Raw genomic sequence first — 21756 nt, forward strand, 5'->3', positions numbered from 1 at the left:
CTGCCGCCTGTCCAGTCAGAAAAAGCGCCTCAGTCGGTCAGGGCCAGGTAGCGGGGGGCCTCCTGCCTCACCTGCTCCAGGGCATCCTGCAGCTCCAGCAATTCGGGTTCCAGATCGCTCACGGCGACCCCGTCGCGCAGCTGCTGCTCGAGCTGGGAGAGCAGGCGTTGCAGACCCGGCACCCCGGAGTAGGCGCAGCCACCGTTGAGGCGGTGGAGCTGGGCCAGCACGTCTGCATCGTCGGCACTCCCTTCCAGCGCCGCCGCCAGGATGGGCTCCACCTCGTCGAAGCTGGCCAGCAGCATGGTCAGCATCTCCCGGGCGAGGGCTGGCTTGCCAGCGGCTTGACGCACGGCAAGGGGCCAGTCTATCTGCTGATCCCCGTGATTCTGGTGCCGTCGGTGGGCGAAGTCGGTGATGAGCTGCGCCAGCATCCCCTCGTCGATGGGTTTGGCCAGGTAGTCGTCCATGCCCTGGCGAATGAGGCGCTCCCGCTCACCGGGAATGGCATGGGCGGTGACCGCGACGATGGGGGTCTCGGTGTTGAGGGAGTGGTGGCGGATCGCCTGGGTGGCGCTGATGCCGTCCATGACGGGCATCTGGATATCCATGAAGATGATGTCGAACGGCTGGCTCTGGGCCAGGTTGACCGCCTCCTTGCCGTTCTTGCACACCACCACCACGGTCACCATCTCCTTGAGCATGGCGGCGATGAGCTTGAGGTTGGCGGCGTTGTCATCCACCGCCAGCACCTTGACCGCCTGCACGCTGCGCGGCGTCGGCGCGGGCAGGGGGGCACGGCGTACCGCCTCGGGGGAGAGCAGGGCGTGCAGCAACTTGCGATGGTTGATGGGCTTGGAGAGGCAGTGGACGGCGCCGTGGGCCAGCATGGCGTCGTAGAGGGCCGGCTCGTGGCTGCTGAGCAGCACTATGGTGTTCTGCTGGCCGTCCAGTCCGTCGAGACGGGCAATCACCTGCTGCGGGCTGTGCAGGGTGCTGCTGCCGATGAGCACCATGTCTTGGCTGCTCATCGGGGGCCACTCCTCGTCCACCGTCAGGGAGTGCACATCCAGGTGCCACTCTCCCAGCAGGGCGAGCAGGGAGGCGTGAGTGAAGGGATCCGGCTCCAGCAGCCAGACCCGCTTGCCCTGGATGCGATCCAGCGGAAGCCGCTCGCTCTGGGGCAGGGGCGAGACATCCAGATCGAGGTGGAACGAGAAGACCGACCCCTTGCCGAGTTCGGATTCGAAGCGGATCTGGCCCCCCATCTGCTGCACCAGCTTCTGGGTGATGACGAGCCCGAGCCCGGTGCCCCCATAGCGGCGGGAGATGGAGGAGTCTGCCTGGTTGAAGGCCTGGAACAACTGGCGCTGCTGCTCTTCCGAGATGCCGATGCCGGTATCGCGAATCAGCACCCGCAGGCGCACCTTGTTGCCGTTCGATTCCCCGGTCTGCTCGACACGCACGTCCACGTTGCCGCGCTCGGTGAACTTGATGGCGTTGCCGGTGAGGTTGGTGAGCACCTGCTGCAGGCGCATGGGGTCGCCGGTGAGGTAGTCCGGCACGGCGGCATCCACCTGGAGGGAGAGTTCGAGCTGCTTGTCGTGGGCGCTCGGCCCCAGCAGGTGCATGGTCTCGTTGAGGGTGTCCCGCAGGCTGAAGGGGATGTGCTCGAGCTGCAGCTTGCCCGCCTCCAGCTTGGAGAAGTCGAGGATGTCGTTGATGATTCCAAGGAGGTTGCGCGCCGACTTCTCGATGGTCTGCATGTAGTCGGTTTGGCTCGGGGTCAGGCTGGTCTTGAGCAGTTGGCGGGTGAAGCCGATGACCCCGTTGAGCGGGGTGCGCAGCTCGTGGGACATGTTGGCGAGGAACTCGGACTTGACCCTGGCCGCCTCCTGGGCGCGCTTCTTCGCCATGTCGAGCTCGACGTTCTGGATTTCGATCTGCTCGAGGGTCTCCCGCAGATCCGATGTCGCCTGATCGATGTTCTGCTGCATCTCCTCGTGATATTCGGAGAGCGCCTTGGCCATGGCGTTGATGCCGTTCTTGAGCATGTCCAGCTCGCCGGTGAGCTGACCGCTGACCCGGGTATCGAGTCGCCCCTCCCTGATCCGGTGCACCGCCTGCACCATGTCGGTGATGGGCTGGGTCACGCTCTTGACCAGACGGAAGCCGAACAGGGCGCTGATGGCCAGCCCGATGAGCACGATGATGACCGCGAAGAAGGCGTCGCGGTACTGCAGGACGATGGCCCTGTCCGTGGCGAGTTGCATGGAAATGTAGCCGATGACCGGCGGCTCCAGATCGCTTGGCAGCGGGAAGCCGTCCAGGCTGGTCTCTGCCTGGATGGGGGTGCGCAGTATGATGTCATCGCCGTTGACGGAGACGCTGGTCAGGGCCGGGATGACGCTGCCGTCCGGCAGACGAAGCTGGCTGAAGTCCCTGTGGTAGTTGGACGTCACGAACAGCTGGTTCTCCTGGGTGAAGACGGCGATGGACTTGATGAAGGGCGAGTTTTTGCGATGGGTGAGCCCGATCAGCCGCTTGAGGGATTCGCGGCTGTGCTGTGTCATGCCGTATTCGCTGGCGATGGCCAGGGGCTCGATGATGTTGATGCCCTGATCGATGAGGTTGTTTTCCAGCTGCTGATAGCGGTGGAAGGTGAAATAGCCGGCGATGAGGCCGCCGATGATGAGGGTCGGCAAGATGGTGAAGGCCAGCACCCGGGCCCTGAGACCGTACTTGGTCATGCCGCCGACCCGCCTTTCGCAAGAGAAGCCATGACCCGGGGCGCATGCAGGCACCGGGGTCGGGCAGGCAATACAGTCAATGTCGCTGTACGGGGTCTCAGGCCGTATCCGGTCATATCAATGGGCCACTTTTGGTCAGAATGGACGATGGGGCGGATGCCGCGGCTGGGGCCCTCAGGCCGTATTTGGTCATACGATTATTCTTGTGGGACAATGGTCTGCCGCAGATTCCACAATCATGACATAGCCACCTATAGGCACCAAGTTTTATGGCCCAGTTTTTCAAGCCCCAAAAGAAATCCACCCAGCCCCAACGTATTGAATTTACGGTAGACAGTCTGGATCACCACTGTGTCGGCATCGGCCGTCATCAGGGCAAGGCCATCTTCGTCGAAGGGGCGCTGCCCGGCGAGGCCATCAAGGCCCGCATCATCGACGACAAGAAGCACTATGCCCACGCCGCCCTGCAACAGGTGGTGACCCCGGCGGCCAACCGGGTCGCCCCCTTCTGCGACCACTATCGCGAGTGTGGCGGTTGCAGTGCCCAGCACCTGGGAGAGGGAGATCAACTGGCGGCCAAGGAGGCGGGGCTGGTCAGCCTGTTCGAGCGCCTTGGCAACATCCAGGCGCCAGCGTTGGCACCTGCGCTGACGGGGGAGTCTCGCGCCTACCGCCGGGTCTGCCGTCTGGCCATCAAGTTTGACAAGAACGGTCGCTGCACCCGGGTGGGCTTTCGTCGTCGCCAGTCGAACGATCTGGTAGAGATTGCCGGTTGTCCTGTGCTGGCCGAGCCCCTCTCCGCCCTTATCGCCCCTCTGCGCGAATGCCTCAACCGGCTGAAGAGCCAGCGCGAACTGGGCCATGCGGAACTCATTCAGGGGGAGCAGGGCATTCTGATGCTGCTGCGCCACACCGGTCGCCCCACCGAGGCGGATCGGGCGCACTTGACTGAGTTTGCCACCGCCCAGGGGATAGACCTCTATCTGCAGGCGGCGGACGAGCAGATCGAACCTCTGCGTCAACAGTCTCAGCCAAGTTACACGCTGGATGGCCTGTCTCTTGCATTCGCTCCCGGCGACTTCATCCAGGTCAACGGGCCCGTCAACCAGCGCATGGTGGAGCAGGCATTGAGCTGGCTCGACGCGGGCAAGGATGACAAGGTGCTGGACCTCTTCTGCGGCATCGGCAACTTCACCCTGCCGCTGGCCCGTCAGGCCCGCGAAGTGGTGGGGGTGGAAGGGGAGCTCGCCATGGTGACGCGTGCACAGGAGAATGCCCGCCGCAACGGCATCGACAACGCCCGCTTCTACAAGGCGGACTTGAGCGGCGACATCGTGGGCATGTCCTGGGCCCGGGAAGGGTTCGATCTGGTACTGCTGGATCCGGCCAGACCGGGGGCGCTGGAGGTGATGAGCCACGTGGCTGCACTTTCCCCCAAACGGGTGGTCTATGTTTCCTGTAACCCGGTCACCCTGGCCCGTGACAGTCAGGTGCTGGTGCAGGGGGGCTACAAGCTGACCCGTCTGGGGATGCTGGACATGTTCCCCCACACCGGTCATCTGGAGTCCATGGCGCTGTTCGAACGGGGCTGAGTCGAGGCGACCGCATTATTCTGGATGAATCAAGATGCGGTCGTGATGATTTTTCGATGTGCATGATGCTGCCAGAGTGAGGTAAAACAGGTGTTTTTCGCTGCCTTCAACGGGCAGGGCAGAATGCGGTTATCTTGGTTTTCCAGCGGCGGCAGCGCTGTTTGAGCGGGAGTGATTAGGGTAATCTAGGTCGTCGATAGTGGATCGGATGCGGGGACGAGCCCTGTCACCTTGCGCGGTGACATGCCTTGAAAACTCTTTCATGCATCCCCATTTGAGGCAGTCATCAGTTGATGAGGGGATGAGGAGAGCATCGGCTTTCGACCCCACACTTTTAAGGATTGATACCATGGTTGCGGTGCGCGATATTCATTTGAAAGACAATTTCACTCTGGATGAGTGGGTCAGTTCCCTTACCCTGAGTGAAAGTGACAAGAATCAGTTGCGAACCGTCTACCAGTATTGCCTGACCCTGGGTGACGAAGCGCTCACCAACCGCCTGCTGGTGCGCGGGGTCGAGATGGTGGGCATCCTGCTGATGCTCAGCATGGATCTCGCCACCCTCAAGGCCGCCATTCTCTATCCCTTCGTCGAAGCCGGTCTCATCAGCCAGGAAAAGGTGAATGAGGACTTCGGCCCCAAGATCGCCAAGCTGGTGGAAGGGGTGCTGGAGATGGAGGCCATCCGCTCCCTGCAAACCCTTCACCGCAGCGAAACCTCGCCGGAGCAGGTGGACAACGTGCGCCGCATGCTGCTCGCCATGGTCGAGGACGTGCGCGCCGTGGTCATCAAGCTGGCGGAGCGCATCGCCTGCCTGCGTGAGGCGAAGAAGGCGGATGAGGAGACCCGGGTGCTGATGGCCCAGGAGATCACCAACATCTATGCTCCCCTTGCGAACCGCCTCGGTATCGGTCAGCTCAAGTGGGAGCTCGAGGATCTCGCCTTCCGCTACCTGCACCCGGACACCTACAAGCAGATCGCCAAGCAACTGGACGAGAAACGGCTCGACCGCGAGCGCTACATCCGCGAATTCGTGCAGTCCCTGCGCGATGCCCTGGCCGAGGCCGGCGTCGAGGCCGAGGTCTATGGCCGACCGAAACACATCTACAGCATCTGGCGCAAGATGCAGAAGAAGCACCTCGAATTCAACGAGCTGTTCGATGTGCGCGCGGTGCGGGTGATCACCAAGCGGCTGCAGGATTGCTACGCGGCGCTCGGTATCGTTCACACCCATTTCCACCATATTCCCCGCGAATTTGACGACTATGTCGCCAACCCCAAGCCCAATGGCTACCAGTCCATCCACACCGTGGTGGTGGGGGAGGAGGGCAAGACAGTGGAGATCCAGATCCGTACCGAGCAGATGCATCAGGATGCGGAGCTCGGTGTGGCTGCGCACTGGCGCTACAAGGAAGGGGCCCAGGCCGCTGCCAAGACCAGCACCTTCGAAGACAAGATCGAATGGCTGCGCAAACTCCTCGCCTGGCAGGAGGACCTCTCGGAGAGCGGCTCCTTGCTGGACGATCTGCGCAGTCAGGTGTTCGAGGACAGGGTTTATGTCTTCACTCCCAAGGGCGATGTCATCGACCTGCCGGCAGGGGCGACGCCGCTCGACTTCGCCTATCACGTGCACAGCATGATCGGTCACCGCTGCATCGGCACCAAGATCGACGGTCGTATCGTGCCCTTCACCTATACGCTGCAAACCGGTGATCAGGTGGAGGTGATCACCCAGAAGGAGCCGAACCCGAGCCGCGACTGGATGAACCCGAACGCCGGCTTCCTGCGCTCCAGCCGGGCGCGGGCCAAGGTGGCCACCTGGTTCAGAAAGCTGGACCGGGACAAGAACATCGCCGCCGGCAAGGAGCTGCTGGAGAAAGAGCTGGACAGACACAACCTCACCCTCTCCAAGGTGGACAAGGTAGTGCTGGAGCGCTTCCATGCGGAGGAGCTGGAAGATTTGCTGGCCGGTATCGGCAGCGGCGACATCCGCATCAACCAGCTGCTCAATTATCTGGATACCCGTTACAACAAGCCGACGGCGGAAGAAGAAGATCGCCGTCTGCTGGAGAAGCTGGAGCAGAAGGCCAATGTGCCCTTCCGCCCCAAACCCAAGGATCACATCGTGGTGGAAGGGGTGGGCAACCTGATGACTCACATCGCCCGCTGTTGCCAGCCCATCCCGGGGGACGCCATCCAGGGCTTCATCACCATGGGACGGGGGGTTTCCATCCACCGGGAGGATTGCGAGCAGCTCAAGGAGCTGTCGCGTCGCAACCCGGAGCGCCTGATCGATGCGGTCTGGGGGGAGAACTACTCCGGCGGTTACGGTCTCACCATCCGCATTCTCTCCAACGACAGATCCGGCCTGCTGCGCGACATCACCACCGTGCTCGCCAACGAGAAGATCAACGTGATGGGAGTGCGTTCGCGCTCCAACGTGCGCGAGCAGACCGCCGAAATAGACATGGAGCTGGAGATTTACAACATCAACGCCTTCAACCGGGCGTTGGCCAAGCTCAGTCAGCTCAACGACGTGATCAGCGCCAAGCGGCTGTAATGCTCAACCGACCGGCCCCAGTGGCCGGTCTGCATTTTCTCCCTCCTTGCAGAGCATTGAAGACGGATATCACGCGCCCCATCTCCGGCCGCCATGGCTCCACATCATGTGGAGCAGTGGCGTGAGCGGATATTCATGAACCCCATTTACCGAATCGAAAGTGAGTTGCCCATGTCCCAACGCTACGACCTTCCCCAACTGCTCGACATCATGGCTAGATTGCGTGACCCGAACGGGGGCTGTCCCTGGGATCTCAAGCAGAGCTTCCAGACCATAGTGCCGCACACCCTGGAGGAGGCCTACGAGGTGGCGGATGCCATCGAGAGCGAAGATTGGCAAGGGCTGAAGGGGGAGCTCGGTGATCTGCTGTTCCAGGTCGTGTTCTATGCCCAGCTCGGCAAGGAGCAGGGATTGTTCGACTTTGCCGACATCGTCGATACCGTGAGCGAGAAGCTCATTCGCCGCCACCCCCATGTTTTCTCCGATGCCGATCTCGGTGACGAGCAGGCGGTCAAAGCGAACTGGGAGGCGGAAAAGGCGAAAGAGCGTGCGGCGCTCGACAAGGAGAGCGTGCTGGACGATATCCCCCTCTCCCTGCCTGCCCTGACCCGGGCAGCCAAGATCCAGAAGCGCTGCGCCACCGTCGGTTTTGACTGGAAGACCCTGGGGCCCGTGGTGGACAAGATCCACGAGGAGATCGAGGAGGTGATGGAAGAGGCGCTGATGGTAGACGTGGACGAGACTCGGGTGAGCGACGAGCTCGGCGATCTCTTGTTTGCCACCGTCAACCTGGTGCGCCATCTGGGCAAGGATCCCGAGCAGGTGCTGCGGGCTGCCAACACCAAGTTTGAGCGTCGTTTTCGTCAGGTTGAACACTTTATTGCCGCAGAAGGTCTGAAAATGACGGATTGCTCCCTGGAGAAGCTGGACGAGGCCTGGAACAAGGCCAAGGAAACCGAGCAAAGTTGATTTGGCGCAAGACGGGGCGGCGGGGAGCCTGATAGATTTTTGTTCATTGTTTGGGAGTGGGGGTTTTGGTATACTGTTTCCCCGTCCTGCTTCATCCCCGAAGCACCCCTTAAAATTCCCTAAACTTCTTTCAGGTTCAGCATGACGACCAAATATATTTTTGTGACTGGTGGCGTTGTTTCATCCCTCGGCAAAGGCATTGCCGCAGCTTCTCTGGCAGCCATTCTGGAAGCCCGTGGTCTGGATGTGACCATCATGAAACTGGACCCGTACATCAACGTGGATCCGGGCACCATGAGCCCGACCCAGCATGGTGAAGTGTTCGTAACCGAGGACGGGGCCGAAACCGATCTGGATTTGGGCCACTACGAGCGTTTCATCCGCACCAAGATGACCCGCCGCAACAACTTCACCACCGGCCGCATCTATGCAGACGTGCTGCGCAAGGAGCGTCGTGGTGACTATCTGGGCGCCACCATCCAGGTGATCCCGCACATCACCAACGCCATCAAGGAGCGGGTGATTGCCGGTGCCGAAGGTCATCAGGTTGCCATCGTCGAAGTGGGCGGTACCGTGGGCGACATCGAGTCCCTGCCGTTCCTTGAAGCCATTCGTCAGCTGGCGGCCATCGTGGGTCGCAACAATGCCATGTTCATGCACCTGACCCTGGTTCCTTACCTGGCCGCCGCCGGCGAGGTGAAGACCAAGCCGACCCAGCACTCTGTGAAGGAGCTGCTCTCCATCGGTATCCAGCCGGATGTGCTGATCTGCCGCTCCGACCGCGCCATTCCGGCCAACGAGCGTGCCAAGATCGCCCTGTTCTGCAATGTGCCCGAGCGCGCCGTCATCTCTATGAAGGATGTCGACTCCATCTACAAAATCCCGGCGCTGCTGAAATCCCAGGGTCTGGACGGCTACATCACCGAGCGCTTCGGCATCGAGTGCAAAGAAGCCGACCTGGCCGAGTGGGAACAGGTCATCTATGAAGAGGCCAACCCGACTGCCGAAGTCACCATCGGTATGGTGGGCAAGTATGTCTCCCTGCCGGATGCCTACAAGTCCGTCAACGAAGCACTCAAGCACGGTGGCCTGAAGACCCGTCTCTCCGTCAACATCAAGTACATCGACTCCCAGGACATCGAGACCCGTGGCGCCGAGCTGCTGGAAGGTCTGGATGCGATCCTGGTACCGGGTGGCTTCGGCGAACGCGGCGTGGAAGGCAAGATCCTGGCCGCCAAATATGCCCGCGAGAACAAGATCCCGTACCTCGGTATCTGTCTGGGCATGCAGGTTGCCTTGATCGAATACGCCCGCAACGTGGCGGGCATGGAAGGGGCTCACTCCTCCGAGTTCAAGAAAGACAGCCCTTACCCCGTGGTCGGTCTCATCACCGAGTGGGTGGATGACGAAGGCAACGTCGAGACCCGGACCGAGAAGTCCGATCTGGGTGGCACCATGCGTCTGGGTTCCCAGCTCTGCCACCTGGTGGAAGATTCCAAGGTGCGTCAGATGTACGGCAGCCCGACCATTTACGAGCGCCACCGTCACCGTTATGAAGTGAACAACAAGCTGCTGCCACAGATTGAAGCGGCAGGTCTGAAGGTGACCGGTCTCTCCGCCGACAAAAAACTGGTGGAAATCATCGAGATCCCGGATCACCCCTGGTTCGTGGCCGCGCAGTTCCACCCGGAGTTCACCTCGACTCCCCGTGATGGCCACGCCCTGTTCGCCGGTTTTGTGAAGGCGGCGGGCGAGTATCAGAAGCGTAATTTGAAGTAATTGAAAATAAATGCGGTTGGGGCTCTGTGCCACAGCCGCTTTTTTTGGCATATTTTTGTTGTTTTTTTACGAAACCTGAGGAAATACACATGTCCAAGATCGTTAAAGTGATCGGTCGTGAAATCATCGACTCCCGTGGTAACCCGACCGTTGAGGCCGAAGTTCACCTGGAAGGTGGTTTTGTTGGTATGGCAGCCGCTCCGTCTGGCGCGTCCACCGGTTCCCGCGAAGCGCTGGAACTGCGTGACGGCGACAAGAGCCGTTTCCTGGGTAAAGGCGTGCTGAAAGCCATCGAAGCCGTCAACGGCCCGATCGCTCAGGCTCTGCTGGGTAAAGATGCCAAGGACCAGGCCACTGTCGACCAGATCATGATCGACCTCGACGGTACCGAGAACAAATCCAAGTTCGGCGCCAACGCCATCCTGGCTGTTTCCCTGGCCAACGCCAAAGCTGCCGCTGCTGCCAAAGGCATGCCGCTGTACGCCCACATCGCCGAGCTGAATGGCACCCCGGGTGTCTACTCCATGCCGCTGCCCATGATGAACATCATCAACGGTGGTGAGCACGCCGACAACAACGTCGACATCCAGGAGTTCATGATCCAGCCGGTTGGCGCCAAGACCCTGAAAGAAGCCGTTCGCATGGGCGCAGAAGTGTTCCACAACCTGGCCAAAGTGCTGAAGTCCAAGGGCTACAACACTGCCGTCGGTGACGAAGGTGGTTTCGCTCCGAACCTGAAATCCAACGCCGAAGCGCTGGAAGTTATCGCTGAAGCCGTTGCCGCTGCCGGTTACAAACTGGGCACCGACATCACCCTGGCTATGGACTGCGCTGCTTCCGAGTTCTACGACGCAGAGAAGAAAGAGTACAACCTGAAGGGCGAAGGTCGTGTCTTCACCTCCAACGGTTTCTCCGACTTCCTGGCTGACCTGACCACCAAGTTCCCGATCGTCTCCATCGAAGATGGCCTGGACGAATCTGACTGGGAAGGTTTCGCCTACCAGACTGCTGAACTGGGCAAGAAAATCCAGATCGTTGGTGACGACCTGTTCGTAACCAACACCAAGATCCTGAAGCGCGGTATCGACAACGGCATCGCCAACTCCATCCTGATCAAGTTCAACCAGATCGGTTCCCTGACCGAAACTCTGGCTGCCATCAAGATGGCCAAAGACGCTGGCTACACTGCCGTCATCTCCCACCGCTCCGGTGAGACCGAAGACGCGACCATCGCCGACCTGGCTGTGGGTACCGCTGCTGGCCAGATCAAGACCGGTTCCATGAGCCGTTCTGACCGTGTTGCCAAGTACAACCAGCTGATCCGTATCGAAGAAGCCCTGGGTGCCAAGGCTCCGTTCCGTGGTCTGAAAGAAGTGAAGAACCAGGCTTAATTTTCGCCTGCGTTCATGCTTCACAAAGCCCCGCCACCTGGCGGGGCTTTTTCGTTCTGCGCTTATGGGCGTGTGCGACCTGCATTTTTTATTCCGACCAACCCATCCGGCACACAGGCTTTCTTTTGTCTTGCCTGTGAATATGGGAAACTAGGCCGCTTGAAGGAGACTCAGTGCATGCGGCTACTCACTCTTATCCTGCTCCTCCTGTTGGGAGGGCTGCAATATGACCTCTGGCTGGGGAAAAACGGCCTCTCCGACTATCGGGAACTCTCCACCGCCATCGAGCGGCAGCAACAGGACAACCTGGTACTCAAGGACCGCAACAGCCTGATTTACCGGGAAATCGACGATCTTACCTCTGGCCTTGAGGCCATCGAGGAGTTGTCGCGCAACGATCTTGGCTACATCAAGCAGGGCGAGACCTTCTACCGAATCATTCCCAAAGAAAAGGATCAGGTGACGGAGCCTGATGGTGCCCCCTACGATGACTGATAGCCTGAGCGGCCTGACCGCCATCGTCCCGGCTGCCGGTATTGGCAGTCGCATGGGGGCCAGTTGCCCCAAGCAGTACCTGTCCCTGGCAGGGAAATGCATTCTGGAGCACACCCTGGAGCGTCTGCTCTCCCATCCCGCCATCGCCCGTGTGATCGTGGCGCTGGCGCCCCACGACCGCTGGTTTGAGACCTTGACCGTGGCCACTGACCCGCGGGTGCTGCGAGTGGAAGGGGGAAGCGAGCGCGCCTTCTCCGTGCTCAATGCGTTGCACGTGGCAGAAGGGGAGTGGGCACTGGTGCATGACGCCGCCCGGCCCTGTCTGACCCACGAGGATCTCGATGCGCTCATTGCTGCCGCCATGGCCTCTGGCGGTGCCATCCTCGGCAGCCGGGTGCGCGATACCATGAAGCGCACCGATGCGGCCGGCAATATCCTCGCCACCGTGGATCGCGAGCAGCTCTGGCATGCCCTGACGCCCCAGATGTTTTTGGTCCGCCCCCTCAAGCGGGCGCTGGAGGAGGGGCTGGCGCTCGGCGCTGCCATCACCGATGAAGCCTCCGCCATGGAACGCGCCGGTTTCCCCGTGCGCATGGTGGAAGGGCGGGCCGACAACATCAAGGTGACCCGGCCGGAAGATCTCTCCCTGGCCGGGCTCTATTTACAGCAACAACGTGCGTGCCGGTCGGCACGACCCGATTCATCCCCAGAGGAGTAGGCATGATCCGCACCGGACATGGTTTTGATGAGACAGATTTCCGTGTATTGAGGAGGGCGCAAGCATGATGCGGATCGGACATGGTTTTGATGTTCACAAGTTTGGCGGGGTCGGTCCCTGCATGCTGGGCGGGGTGGCGGTGCCCTATGAACAGGGCCTGCTGGCCCACTCCGATGGTGACGTGGTGCTGCATGCGGTGAGCGATGCCCTGCTGGGGGCCATCGGCGCTGGCGACATCGGCCGCCACTTCCCCGATACCGCCGCCGAATTCAAGGGCATCGACAGCCGCATCCTGCTGCGGGATGTCTTTGCCCGCGTGCAGCGCGCAGGTTATGCCATCGGCAACCTGGATGTGACCATCATCGCCCAGGCCCCCAAGATGGCCCCCCATATCGACGCCATGTGCGCCGTGCTGGCCGCGGATCTGCAATGTGATTTGAACCGGGTGAACGTCAAGGCGACCACCACCGAACAACTCGGATTCACGGGGCGCAAGGAAGGGATCGCCACCGAAGCCGTCGTCTTGCTGGTGAACAATGATGCTTGAACAACTTGCCTATCTGCACGGGACGCCCACTGCTCGCGGCATCCTCAAGGCCGAGGCCGCCGACTTCGTGGTCAATGAAGATCTCGGGTTCGAACCTTGCGGCGAGGGTGAACACATCTTCGTCCGGGTACGCAAAACCGGCGAGAATACCGCCTGGGTGGCTGGCCTGCTGGCCGATGCGGCCGGGGTTGCCCGCAATGCAGTGACCTGGGCTGGTCTGAAAGATCGCCATGCGGTGACCGAACAGTGGTTCGGCATCCATCTGCCGGGCAAGGGCGAGCCGGATCTCTCGGTCATCGAGAACGACAACATCCGGATCCTTGAGGTGAAGCGCCACAACAAGAAGCTGCGGGTCGGCTATCTCAAGGGCAACCACTTCACCCTGCGTCTCACCGGGCTGGAGCAGGCCGACGGGCTGGAATCCCGTTTGCAGGCGATAGCAACCCAGGGGGTGCCCAACTACTACGGCGAGCAGCGTTTCGGCCGAGGTGGCAACAACCTGGAGGCCGCCAAGGCGATGTTCGCCGGCAAACGGATCAAGGATCGCAACAAGCGCTCCCTCTATCTGTCCGCCGCCCGCAGCATGCTGTTCAATGCCATCGTCAGTGCCCGCATCGAGCAGGGACTGGCCCATCAGCTGCTGGCCGGGGACTGCGTGATGCTCAAGGGCAGCCACTCCATCTTCAGCGAAGAGAGCGTGACGCCCGAGCTGGAGGCACGCCTTGCCTCCGGAGACGTGCAGCTGACCGCTCCCCAGTGGGGCCGTGGCCGTCTGGCGAGCCAAGGCGCTGCTGCCGAGTTCGAGCAAGAAGTGCTGGCTCCTTATGGTGACTGGTGCGAAGGACTGGAGAAAGCCGGGCTGGATCAGGACAGGCGCCCGCTGCTGCTCAAGCCGGAGCAGATGAGCTGGCAACGGGAGGACGAGGTGCTGACCCTGTCGTTCTTCCTGCCTGCCGGCGCCTTTGCCACCAGCGTGGTACGAGAGTTAATGCAGGCCGAAGAGGCCGATCACGGTTTCAGGAACTCAACCGATGCGAATTCTGGTCAGTAATGACGATGGGGTACACGCCGAGGGCATTCGCGCCCTCAGCGAGGCGTTGCGTGCCTGTGGCGAGGTCGTGGTGGTGGCACCGGATCGCAACCGCAGCGGTGCCAGCCACTCCCTGACGCTGGAAGTACCGCTGCGGGTCACCCGCCTCGATGCGTCCAGTTTTCACGGCATCAAGAGTTATGCGGTCAAGGGGACGCCGACCGACTGCGTTCATCTGGCGGTCAACGAACTGCTGCGCCCTGAGCCCGACATGGTGGTGGCCGGTATCAATCACGGGGCCAACCTGGGGGATGACGTCATCTACTCGGGGACGGTGGCGGCCGCGACGGAAGGGCGTCATCTGGGTTTCCCCTCCATCGCCGTATCGCTGGTGGGCAAGACTCATTTCGCCAGTGCGGCCCACTACGCCGCCCAGCTGGTGCGGGGGCTGATGGTGCATCCGTTGCCTGCGGATCAGATCCTCAACGTGAATGTGCCGGATCTGCCGCTCGAGCAGATCAAGGGGATCAGGGTGACGCGTCTTGGCAATCGCCACCGGGCGGAGTCGGTGATCCGCACCGAGGATCCCCGTGGTCAGCCCGTCTACTGGATTGGCCCCCCCGGCAACCAGCAGGATGCGGGAGAGGGAACGGACTTTGCCGCCATCGAGCAGGGTTATGTCTCCATCACTCCCCTGACCATCGACATGACGGCCTACGGCAGTCTGTCGACCCTGGGCGCGTGGCTGGATCTGCAGGGATGACGTTGTGATAGTACAGCGCCTGTTGAATCAACTGATTGCCCAGGATGTCCGCGATTTCCGCGTATTGGCGGCGATTGCGAAGGTGCCGCGCCAGCTGTTCGTGGATGAAGCCATGGCCCACAAGGCCTGGGACAATACGGCCCTGCCCATCGGCCATGGGCAGACCATCTCCCAGCCTTACATCGTGGCGCGCATGACCGAGCTGCTGATCCAGAACGATCCGGCCCATGTGCTGGAGATCGGGACGGGATCGGGCTACCAGACGGCGGTACTGGCCCACTTGGTGGAGCATGTCTACACCATGGAGCGGATCAAGTCGCTGCAGTTTCAGGCCCGGCGCAGATTGCGCCAGCTCGATCTGCACAATGTGTCGGCCAAGCACGGTAATGGGTGGCTAGGTTGGCCCAACAAGGGCCCTTTCGACGCCATTCTGGTGACGGCGGCGGCCAGTGAGGTCCCCAAGGCCCTGACCGATCAGCTGGCTGACGGTGGTCGTCTGGTGTTGCCGGTGGGTGATGGCCAGCAGACCCTGCAGCTCATCGAGCGATCGGGCTCCCAGCTCACCAGCCGGATCCTGGAGCCGGTACGTTTCGTTCCCCTGATTGACGGAGATGTCGAGTGAAGTTGTTTTCCCGCCTTTATGTTCTGGTGATGCAGTGGGCACGCCACAAGTATGCCCCCTGGTATCTGGCCATCACCGCCTTTATTGAATCCATCTTCTGGCCCATCCCGGTGGATGTGATGCTGGCGCCCATGGCGCTCGGCAAACCTCATCGCGCCTGGCACTATGCCGCGCTGGCCACCCTCTTTTCGGTGTTGGGCGCCCTGTTTGGTTATCTGCTCGGCTATGCCCTGTGGGAGCCTGTGGTGCAGCCGCTGGTGACCTCGGTTGGCTATGAGGACAAGATTGCCCTGGCCGAGCAGTGGTTCGCGCAGTGGGGCATCTGGGTTATTTTTATTGCCAGCTTCACGCCGATCCCCTACAAGGTGTTTACCGTCACGGCTGGCTTGCTCCACATGGCACTGTTGCCTTTCATCCTGACCTCGCTGATCGGTCGTGGCATGCGCTTCTTCCTGGTTGCAGGTCTGATGCGCTGGGGCGGTGAGAAGATGGAGCGCAAGCTGATGCACTATGTGGATGTGCTGGGCTGGCTCTGTATTGGTTTGGCCGTTGCGGCCTATTTCTGGTTTAGTCGTTAAGGATCCACTATGTGTTCGCGTGTTTGGCAAGGTAGCGGTGTCGTCGTGTTGTCATGGCTGCTGCTTGCCTGTTCCTCCAGCAAGACTGCGGCTCCGGTGCACAGCCTGGGCAATGATCAGGTCGCTTCGACCATCCCCGTGCGTCAAGGTATGACCAAGCCCGGCATTGCAGGCAACGGGTACACCGTGGTCAAAGGAGACACTCTCTACTCCATTGCATTTCGTTCTGGCATGGATGTGGCTTCGCTTATCAGCATCAATGGCATCACTCCCCCCTATAACATTTATCCCGGCCAGCAGCTCAGGCTCGATGGGGCTTCCGCCCCCATGGCGGTGGCAACCGTCGGCAGCCCTGTCAGTCGTGGCAGTGTGACGGGGTCTGGCAGTTACGAGGTGCGCCGTGGCGATACCTTGAGCAGCATAGGTCGCCAGTTCGGTCTCTCCAACCAGGCCTTGGCCCAGCGCAACAACCTTCAGGCTCCTTATGCATTGCACGTGGGTCAGGTGCTCAATGTGGGGGGCGCGGGTTCCTCGGGTGGTCAGATGGTGGCAGCAACCACACCGGTTGTGACCAGCACGGGCCCCAAACCCCTGGCCACGGCTCCGGCAGGTACGACCACACCATTTATTGCTCAGAAAACGATTGCTCCTGCCTCGTCAACAGCATACGCTCAGGCGAAAGAACAAAAAACCGTCAGTTCCTCGTCAACACTCTCCTGGCATTGGCCGACCAAAGGGCGGATCGTTGAAGGCTTCTCCGTTGCGGAACAAGGCAACAAGGGCATCGACATTTCCGGCCAGAAGGGCCAACCCATTTACGCTGCGAGCAGCGGCAAAGTGGTCTATGCGGGCAGTGCACTGCGAGGTTATGGCAAGCTGATAATTCTCAAGCACAACGATGACTACCTCTCCGCCTACGCTCACAACGATGAGTTGAGGGTCAAGGAGGGAGACACCGTGAAGGGCGGAGCGGTTATCGCCAATATGGGTAGCACGGATGCGCCGGATGTGCGCTTGCACTTTGAAATCCGGTACAAAGGCAAGTCGATCAACCCGATGGGCTATTTGCCAAAGCGTTAACTCAGAGAGCTGAGTCTTACTCTGGTGTAGGTCAGGGAGAGATATCATGAGCCAAGAACAACTGGTAATGCAGGATGCAGAGTTAGAGTTCGACGAGGAGCTGGAGGTTCAGGAGGAAGAAGAGGTTCAGGAAGTGGCGGCCGAAGCCGAAGAGACCATTTCCGATGAACTGATGGCGCCCGAGCTGAACAAGGTAATGGACGCCACCCAGCTCTATCTGGGGGAGATAGGCTTCTCCCCCTTGCTCACGGCCGAAGAGGAAGTCTACTACGCCCGCCGTGCCCTGCGTGGCGACAAAGCGGCGCGCAAGCGCATGATCGAATCCAACCTGCGCCTGGTGGTCAAGATTGCCCGGCGCTACAACAACCGCGGCCTGGTGCTGCTGGATCTCATCGAAGAGGGCAACCTCGGTCTTATCCGCGCCGTCGAGAAGTTCGACCCAGAGCGCGGTTTCCGCTTCTCCACCTATGCCACCTGGTGGATCCGCCAGACCATAGAGCGGGCCATCATGAACCAGACCCGTACCATTCGTCTGCCCATCCATGTGGTCAAGGAGCTGAACGTCTATCTGCGCACTGCACGTGAGCTTTCTCATCGTCTCGACCATGAGCCGACCGCCGAGGATATCGCCTCTGCACTGGATCGCTCTGTGGACGATGTGAATCGCATGCTCAAGCTCAACGAGAAGATCACCTCGGTGGATACTCCCATCGGTGGCGATCGCGACAAGGCGCTGCTGGATGTGCTTTCCGACGAGCGCGGAATGGGGCCCGAGCTGGAGTCCCAGGAAGATGACATGCGCAGCAGCATAGTGCACTGGCTGGAGGAGCTGAATCCCAAGCAGCGCGAAGTGCTGGCCCGCCGTTTCGGTCTGCTTGGCTATGAACCGGCCACCCTGGAAGACGTGGGCGCCGAGATTGGTTTGACCCGCGAGCGGGTGCGCCAGATCCAGGTGGAAGGGTTGCGCCGTCTGCGGGAAATTCTGCTGGGGCAGGGGCTGTCCATTGAGGCGCTGTTCCGCACCAACTAAACGGGTATGAATACCGTCATCAAGATGAAAAAGGGGCCGCAGGCCCCTTTCTTTTTGTCGTGGATCGTCAGGATCACACCGGATCCAGAGTGTCCAGCGGCCAGCGCGGCACGGCCTTGACGACGAGGGGTTCGAAGATTCCCGCCTTCAGGCGTTGCATGCCGGCATAGGCGATCATGGCGCCGTTGTCGGTGCAGTATTCGGTGCGCGGGTAGAAGACTTCACCTTTGAGGCTCTCCATCAGCTCGGCCAGCTGGACGCGCAGATGACGGTTGGCACTGACGCCGCCTGCCACGACCAGACGATTGAGACCGGTCTCTTTCAGGGCACGGCGGCACTTGATGGCCAGGGTGTCGACCACCGCATCCTCAAACGCCCGGGCGATGTCGGCACGGGTCTGCTCGTCGTCGCCATTGGCTGCTATGGTATTGGCGGCAAAGGTCTTGAGGCCGGAGAAGCTCATGTCGAGCCCGGGACGGTCGGTCATGGGACGCGGGAAGGTAAAGCGTCCAGTGGTGCCCTTTTCTGCCAGCCGGGAGAGCAGCGGACCACCGGGGTAGTCCAGACCCATCAGCTTGGCGGTCTTGTCGAACGCCTCACCGGCGGCATCGTCGATCGATTCGCCCAGTAGCTGATAGCTGCCGATACCGTCGACCCGGACCAGCATGGAGTGGCCGCCGGAAACCAAGAGCGCCACGAAGGGGAACTCGGGGGCCTTCTCTTCCAGCATGGGGGCCAGCAGGTGGCCTTCCATGTGGTGTACGGCGATGGCCGGCTTGTCCCATGCCATGGCCAACGAGCGGCCTATGGTCGCCCCGACCAGGATGGCACCAACCAGACCTGGCCCCGCGGTATAGGCGATGCCATCGATGTCATCCTTGCCAAGTCCAGCCTCTTTCAAGGCGGCCTGGATCAAGGGGATCGTCTTGCGTACATGGTCCCGGCTGGCGAGCTCGGGAACGACGCCGCCGTAGTCCGCATGCAGCTTGACCTGGCTGTACAACTGGTGGGAAAGGATCCCTTTTTGATCATCGAAGATCGCGATCCCGGTTTCGTCACAGGATGTCTCTATGCCCAATACACGCATTGCTAAAAAATTTCACTGCTAAAATGAGACGGCTATGGTAACCTTCGCGGGTTTTTTAAACCAGAGCGATCTCTGCGGGTTTACTTTCATTCCCTGTCCAGAGTATAATTTCGCACCATTTTAAGACATGCTGATCGATTGAAGGTCAGCTAACAATTTATCACTGAGGTGAAAGGCACATGCCAGTAATCAAAGTCCGTGAAAATGAGCCGTTTGACGTTGCTCTGCGTCGCTTCAAGCGTTCTTGCGAAAAGGCCGGTATCCTGTCCGAAGTTCGTAGCCGTGAGTTCTACGAGAAGCCGACTACCATTCGCAAGCGCGCCAAAGCGTCCGCTGTCAAGCGTCACGCCAAGAAGCTGTCCCGCGAAAACGCACGTCGTATCCGCCTGTACTAATCAAGGGATCATGCCGTGTCTCTGAAGGATCAACTCAAGGATCAGCAAAAGCTCGCCATGCTTGCCAAAGACAAGCCTCGGTTGGGTGCTATCCGCTTGTTGATGGCAGAAATCAAGCAGCGTGAAGTCGATACCCGTGTCGAGCTCAACGATGAAGAGATCCTCGCTGTCGTGACCAAAATGGTCAAACAGCGTCGCGATTCCATCAGCCAGTTTGAAGCTGCCGGTCGCCAGGATCTCGCCGACAAAGAGTCCGCCGAGATCGTTGTGCTGCAGGAGTTCCTGCCACAACAGCTGACCGCAGACGAAATTGCCGCACTGATCGAGCAAGCCATCACTGAAAGTGGTGCTGCCGTCATGGCTGACATGGGTAAAGTCATGGCTGTCTTGAAGCCAAAAATTCAGGGGCGTGCCGATGTCGGCGCCGTCAGTGCTCAGGTGAAAACCCGCTTGGCGTAACAGGCAACTCTCTTGTTTGGTCGAAGAAGCCGTGCTTCCCATTGGAATGCGCGGCTTTTTTATTTTCTATGCAATGAAACAGGACGGTTATGGCTGGCAGGATCCCGCAATCCTTTATCGATGATCTGCTCGTACGCACGGACATAGTCGAGTTGATCGACTCCCGTGTGCGGTTGAAGAAAGCCGGTAAGAACTACCAGGCTTGCTGCCCTTTTCATAACGAAAAAAGCCCCTCCTTTACCGTCAGCCAGGAGAAGCAGTTCTATCACTGTTTCGGTTGTGGTGCCCACGGCAATGCCATCGGCTTTGTCATGGAGTACGACGGCCTGGAATTCCCCGATGCCATCGAAGAGCTGGCAAGCCTGCACGGTATGCAGGTCCCCCGTGAGCAAACGGCGGGTGGATCAAGCCATAGCCAACCAGCTGTCAGCAAGGATCTGTTCGAGCTGATGAACCAGATTGCGCGCTTCTACGAGAGCAATCTCAAGAACGCGCCTCAGGCGGTGGAGTATCTGAAAGGCCGGGGCCTGACTGGCGAGGTGGTCAAGCGCTTCAACATCGGTTATGCCCCTGGGGACTGGGATCAGGTGCGTCGCCGCTTTGGCGCCAGTCGGGATCACGAACAACTGCTGATTTCGGGCGGTATGCTGATCCCCCGTGACAGCGGCCCGGGCAGCTACGATCGTTTCCGCGATCGCATCATGTTTCCGATCCGGGACAAACGCGGCCGGGTCATCGGCTTCGGTGGCCGAGTGCTGGGGGATGGCACGCCCAAGTACTTGAACTCCCCCGAAACCCCCATCTTCCACAAGGGGCGAGAGCTGTTCGGCCTTTATGAGGTCAAGCAGGCACACAAGGATCCACGCCGGATCCTGGTGGTGGAAGGCTACATGGATGTGGTGGCGCTCGGCCAGTACGACATCGACTATGCGGTGGCGGCACTGGGGACTGCGACCACCAGCGATCACATCCACACCCTGTTCCGTACCACGGCAGAGGTGGTCTGTTGCTACGACGGCGACAACGCCGGTCGGGAAGCGGCCTGGCGGGCGCTGGATAACGCGCTCTCCCACCTGCAGGACGGCCGTGAACTCAAGTTCGTCTTTTTGCCGGATGGCGAGGATCCCGACTCGTTGGTACGCCAGATCGGCAAGGAGGGGTTCGAAGCGCTGCTCGACAAGGCCCAGTCGTTTGCGGATTTCATGTTCGAACGCCTCGGGCGCGATGCGGCTCTTTCCGGTGAGGCTGGCAAGTTTGAAGTGGCCAACAAGGCCGCCGAGCTGATTCGTCGGGTACCGGAAGGTTTCACTCGCGAGGGGTTGATTACCCGACTTTCCAGCATGATGCGCTGGGGAGAAAACAAGCAGCGGATTGCCGAGCTGTTTGCCCGCAACAGCCAGCCCAAGGCGGAAGTCAACAAACCCAAGGCGACCAAACTGACGCCGATCCGCAGGGCTCTGGCCCTGATGGTGCAGTATCCGGCGATCACTGCCGAGCTGCCGGCCATGCCCGAGTTGGCCGGGCTGCGCCTGCAGGGGATCCCTTTCCTGCTGCAACTGCACCAGCAGATCCTGACCCAGCCGGGAGTGACAACGGGTATCCTGCTGGAGCATTGGCGCGGCACAAAAGAGGGAGAAATACTTGCCCAACTGGCGATGCATGACCTGTTTGAAGAGGTAAAGCTCGACCAGGAGCCCGATATTCTGGGAGAATTGCAGGATACCTTTGTCGGTTTCATCAACCTTTTCCTGAAGCAACGGATCGAAGAATTGCAGGCCAAGGTGGCGCAGGAAGGGCTAAGCTCTGAGGAAACTCAGGAGCTGATGATGCTGATCAGAGAGGTGCAGATTGATAAAAGAAATGAGAGTGGGGCTTGATATTTGAGTGAGCAGTCCCAATATGAATAGCGTT

General features: G+C 60.3%; 19 protein-coding genes. 17 read left to right on the plus strand and 2 right to left on the minus strand.

Annotation, left to right across the window (positions count from 1 at the left end):
• Nucleotides 1–29 precede the first annotated feature (29 nt).
• Complete coding sequence (gene barA, locus AB5Y93_RS20685) at nt 30–2750, minus strand: two-component sensor histidine kinase BarA (RefSeq protein ID WP_368230360.1); 2721 nt, start codon at nt 2748–2750, stop codon at nt 30–32.
• A 269-nt stretch (nt 2751–3019) separates the two neighbouring features.
• Here barA and rlmD point away from each other — a divergent pair, with 269 nt between their 5' ends.
• From rlmD to rpoS, 14 genes are all read left to right on the plus strand, one after another.
• Entirely contained in the window at nt 3020–4342 is a 1323-nt protein-coding gene (gene rlmD / locus AB5Y93_RS20690) for a 23S rRNA (uracil(1939)-C(5))-methyltransferase RlmD (protein ID WP_316286534.1), read from the plus strand.
• A gap of 349 nt (nt 4343–4691) precedes the next feature.
• Complete coding sequence (gene relA / locus AB5Y93_RS20695) at nt 4692–6902, plus strand: GTP diphosphokinase (protein WP_010675631.1); 2211 nt, start codon at nt 4692–4694, stop codon at nt 6900–6902.
• A 171-nt stretch (nt 6903–7073) separates the two neighbouring features.
• The gene (gene mazG / locus AB5Y93_RS20700) at nt 7074–7871 is read left to right on the plus strand and encodes a nucleoside triphosphate pyrophosphohydrolase (protein ID WP_213320120.1); all 798 of its coding nucleotides are present in this window, start codon (nt 7074–7076) and stop codon (nt 7869–7871) included.
• Between the two features lie 141 nt (nt 7872–8012).
• Nucleotides 8013–9650 (plus strand): glutamine hydrolyzing CTP synthase, encoded by a 1638-nt coding sequence (pyrG, locus tag AB5Y93_RS20705; protein ID WP_039041042.1) that lies wholly within the window; start codon nt 8013–8015, stop codon nt 9648–9650.
• Between the two features lie 89 nt (nt 9651–9739).
• Nucleotides 9740–11041: a phosphopyruvate hydratase gene (eno, locus tag AB5Y93_RS20710; protein WP_005335583.1), complete on the plus strand. Its 1302-nt coding sequence runs from the start codon at nt 9740–9742 to the stop codon at nt 11039–11041.
• 177 nt (nt 11042–11218) lie between these two features.
• Nucleotides 11219–11536 carry a cell division protein FtsB gene (gene ftsB / locus AB5Y93_RS20715; RefSeq protein ID WP_010675628.1) on the plus strand — a complete coding sequence of 106 codons (318 nt, stop codon included), beginning with the start codon at nt 11219–11221 and terminating at the stop codon, nt 11534–11536.
• Nucleotides 11529–12254, plus strand: a complete 726-nt coding sequence (gene ispD / locus AB5Y93_RS20720) for a 2-C-methyl-D-erythritol 4-phosphate cytidylyltransferase (protein ID WP_180907039.1) — start codon at nt 11529–11531, stop codon at nt 12252–12254. Before ftsB ends, ispD begins: the two co-directional genes overlap by 8 nt.
• Nucleotides 12255–12318: 64 nt before the next feature.
• On the plus strand, nt 12319–12801 hold the full coding sequence (ispF, locus tag AB5Y93_RS20725; RefSeq protein ID WP_180907038.1) for a 2-C-methyl-D-erythritol 2,4-cyclodiphosphate synthase: 483 nt from the start codon (nt 12319–12321) through the stop codon (nt 12799–12801).
• The gene (truD, locus tag AB5Y93_RS20730; protein ID WP_103244682.1) at nt 12794–13852 is read left to right on the plus strand and encodes a tRNA pseudouridine(13) synthase TruD; all 1059 of its coding nucleotides are present in this window, start codon (nt 12794–12796) and stop codon (nt 13850–13852) included. The genes ispF and truD overlap by 8 nt, the downstream gene beginning before the upstream one ends.
• On the plus strand, nt 13833–14594 hold the full coding sequence (gene surE / locus AB5Y93_RS20735; RefSeq protein ID WP_041211067.1) for a 5'/3'-nucleotidase SurE: 762 nt from the start codon (nt 13833–13835) through the stop codon (nt 14592–14594). Before truD ends, surE begins: the two co-directional genes overlap by 20 nt.
• Before the next feature lie 4 nt (nt 14595–14598).
• Nucleotides 14599–15216 carry a protein-L-isoaspartate(D-aspartate) O-methyltransferase gene (locus AB5Y93_RS20740; protein ID WP_010675623.1) on the plus strand — a complete coding sequence of 206 codons (618 nt, stop codon included), beginning with the start codon at nt 14599–14601 and terminating at the stop codon, nt 15214–15216.
• A complete protein-coding gene (locus AB5Y93_RS20745) occupies nt 15213–15794 on the plus strand; it encodes a YqaA family protein (RefSeq protein WP_010675622.1) in 582 nt (193 codons plus the stop codon). The genes AB5Y93_RS20740 and AB5Y93_RS20745 overlap by 4 nt, the downstream gene beginning before the upstream one ends.
• A gap of 9 nt (nt 15795–15803) precedes the next feature.
• Entirely contained in the window at nt 15804–16874 is a 1071-nt protein-coding gene (locus AB5Y93_RS20750; protein ID WP_010675621.1) for a LysM peptidoglycan-binding domain-containing protein, read from the plus strand.
• A 46-nt stretch (nt 16875–16920) separates the two neighbouring features.
• A complete protein-coding gene (rpoS, locus tag AB5Y93_RS20755; protein WP_010675620.1) occupies nt 16921–17904 on the plus strand; it encodes an RNA polymerase sigma factor RpoS in 984 nt (327 codons plus the stop codon).
• Between the two features lie 73 nt (nt 17905–17977).
• Here the strand turns inward: rpoS and tsaD are convergent, their stop codons facing one another.
• A complete protein-coding gene (tsaD, locus tag AB5Y93_RS20760) occupies nt 17978–18991 on the minus strand; it encodes a tRNA (adenosine(37)-N6)-threonylcarbamoyltransferase complex transferase subunit TsaD (RefSeq protein ID WP_368230363.1) in 1014 nt (337 codons plus the stop codon).
• Nucleotides 18992–19170: 179 nt separating this feature from the next.
• Here tsaD and rpsU point away from each other — a divergent pair, with 179 nt between their 5' ends.
• The 3 genes from rpsU to dnaG all read left to right on the plus strand — a co-directional run bounded on the left by rpsU (nt 19171) and on the right by dnaG (nt 21722).
• Nucleotides 19171–19386 carry a 30S ribosomal protein S21 gene (gene rpsU / locus AB5Y93_RS20765; protein ID WP_005309452.1) on the plus strand — a complete coding sequence of 72 codons (216 nt, stop codon included), beginning with the start codon at nt 19171–19173 and terminating at the stop codon, nt 19384–19386.
• Nucleotides 19387–19401: 15 nt separating this feature from the next.
• The gene (locus tag AB5Y93_RS20770) at nt 19402–19845 is read left to right on the plus strand and encodes a GatB/YqeY domain-containing protein (protein ID WP_010675618.1); all 444 of its coding nucleotides are present in this window, start codon (nt 19402–19404) and stop codon (nt 19843–19845) included.
• A gap of 89 nt (nt 19846–19934) precedes the next feature.
• Nucleotides 19935–21722: a DNA primase gene (gene dnaG, locus AB5Y93_RS20775; protein ID WP_324041173.1), complete on the plus strand. Its 1788-nt coding sequence runs from the start codon at nt 19935–19937 to the stop codon at nt 21720–21722.
• Nucleotides 21723–21756: the final 34 nt, after the last annotated feature.

The sequence above is a fragment of the Aeromonas sp. R10-1 genome, from assembly GCF_040908465.1.
In the GTDB taxonomy this organism is placed as follows: Bacteria; Pseudomonadota; Gammaproteobacteria; order Enterobacterales; family Aeromonadaceae; genus Aeromonas; species Aeromonas caviae.

What these genes read in the sequence shown, in the direction of transcription:
- barA (WP_368230360.1), bottom strand. Translation starts at nt 2,750, where the DNA reads ATGACCAAGTACGGTCTCAGGGCCCGGGTGCTGGCCTTCACCATCTTG.
- rlmD (WP_316286534.1), top strand. Translation starts at nt 3,020, where the DNA reads ATGGCCCAGTTTTTCAAGCCCCAAAAGAAATCCACCCAGCCCCAACGT.
- relA (WP_010675631.1), top strand. Translation starts at nt 4,692, where the DNA reads ATGGTTGCGGTGCGCGATATTCATTTGAAAGACAATTTCACTCTGGAT.
- mazG (WP_213320120.1), top strand. Translation starts at nt 7,074, where the DNA reads ATGTCCCAACGCTACGACCTTCCCCAACTGCTCGACATCATGGCTAGA.
- pyrG (WP_039041042.1), top strand. Translation starts at nt 8,013, where the DNA reads ATGACGACCAAATATATTTTTGTGACTGGTGGCGTTGTTTCATCCCTC.
- eno (WP_005335583.1), top strand. Translation starts at nt 9,740, where the DNA reads ATGTCCAAGATCGTTAAAGTGATCGGTCGTGAAATCATCGACTCCCGT.
- ftsB (WP_010675628.1), top strand. Translation starts at nt 11,219, where the DNA reads ATGCGGCTACTCACTCTTATCCTGCTCCTCCTGTTGGGAGGGCTGCAA.
- ispD (WP_180907039.1), top strand. Translation starts at nt 11,529, where the DNA reads ATGACTGATAGCCTGAGCGGCCTGACCGCCATCGTCCCGGCTGCCGGT.
- ispF (WP_180907038.1), top strand. Translation starts at nt 12,319, where the DNA reads ATGATGCGGATCGGACATGGTTTTGATGTTCACAAGTTTGGCGGGGTC.
- truD (WP_103244682.1), top strand. Translation starts at nt 12,794, where the DNA reads ATGCTTGAACAACTTGCCTATCTGCACGGGACGCCCACTGCTCGCGGC.
- surE (WP_041211067.1), top strand. Translation starts at nt 13,833, where the DNA reads ATGCGAATTCTGGTCAGTAATGACGATGGGGTACACGCCGAGGGCATT.
- AB5Y93_RS20750 (WP_010675621.1), top strand. Translation starts at nt 15,804, where the DNA reads ATGTGTTCGCGTGTTTGGCAAGGTAGCGGTGTCGTCGTGTTGTCATGG.
- rpoS (WP_010675620.1), top strand. Translation starts at nt 16,921, where the DNA reads ATGAGCCAAGAACAACTGGTAATGCAGGATGCAGAGTTAGAGTTCGAC.
- tsaD (WP_368230363.1), bottom strand. Translation starts at nt 18,991, where the DNA reads ATGCGTGTATTGGGCATAGAGACATCCTGTGACGAAACCGGGATCGCG.
- rpsU (WP_005309452.1), top strand. Translation starts at nt 19,171, where the DNA reads ATGCCAGTAATCAAAGTCCGTGAAAATGAGCCGTTTGACGTTGCTCTG.
- dnaG (WP_324041173.1), top strand. Translation starts at nt 19,935, where the DNA reads ATGGCTGGCAGGATCCCGCAATCCTTTATCGATGATCTGCTCGTACGC.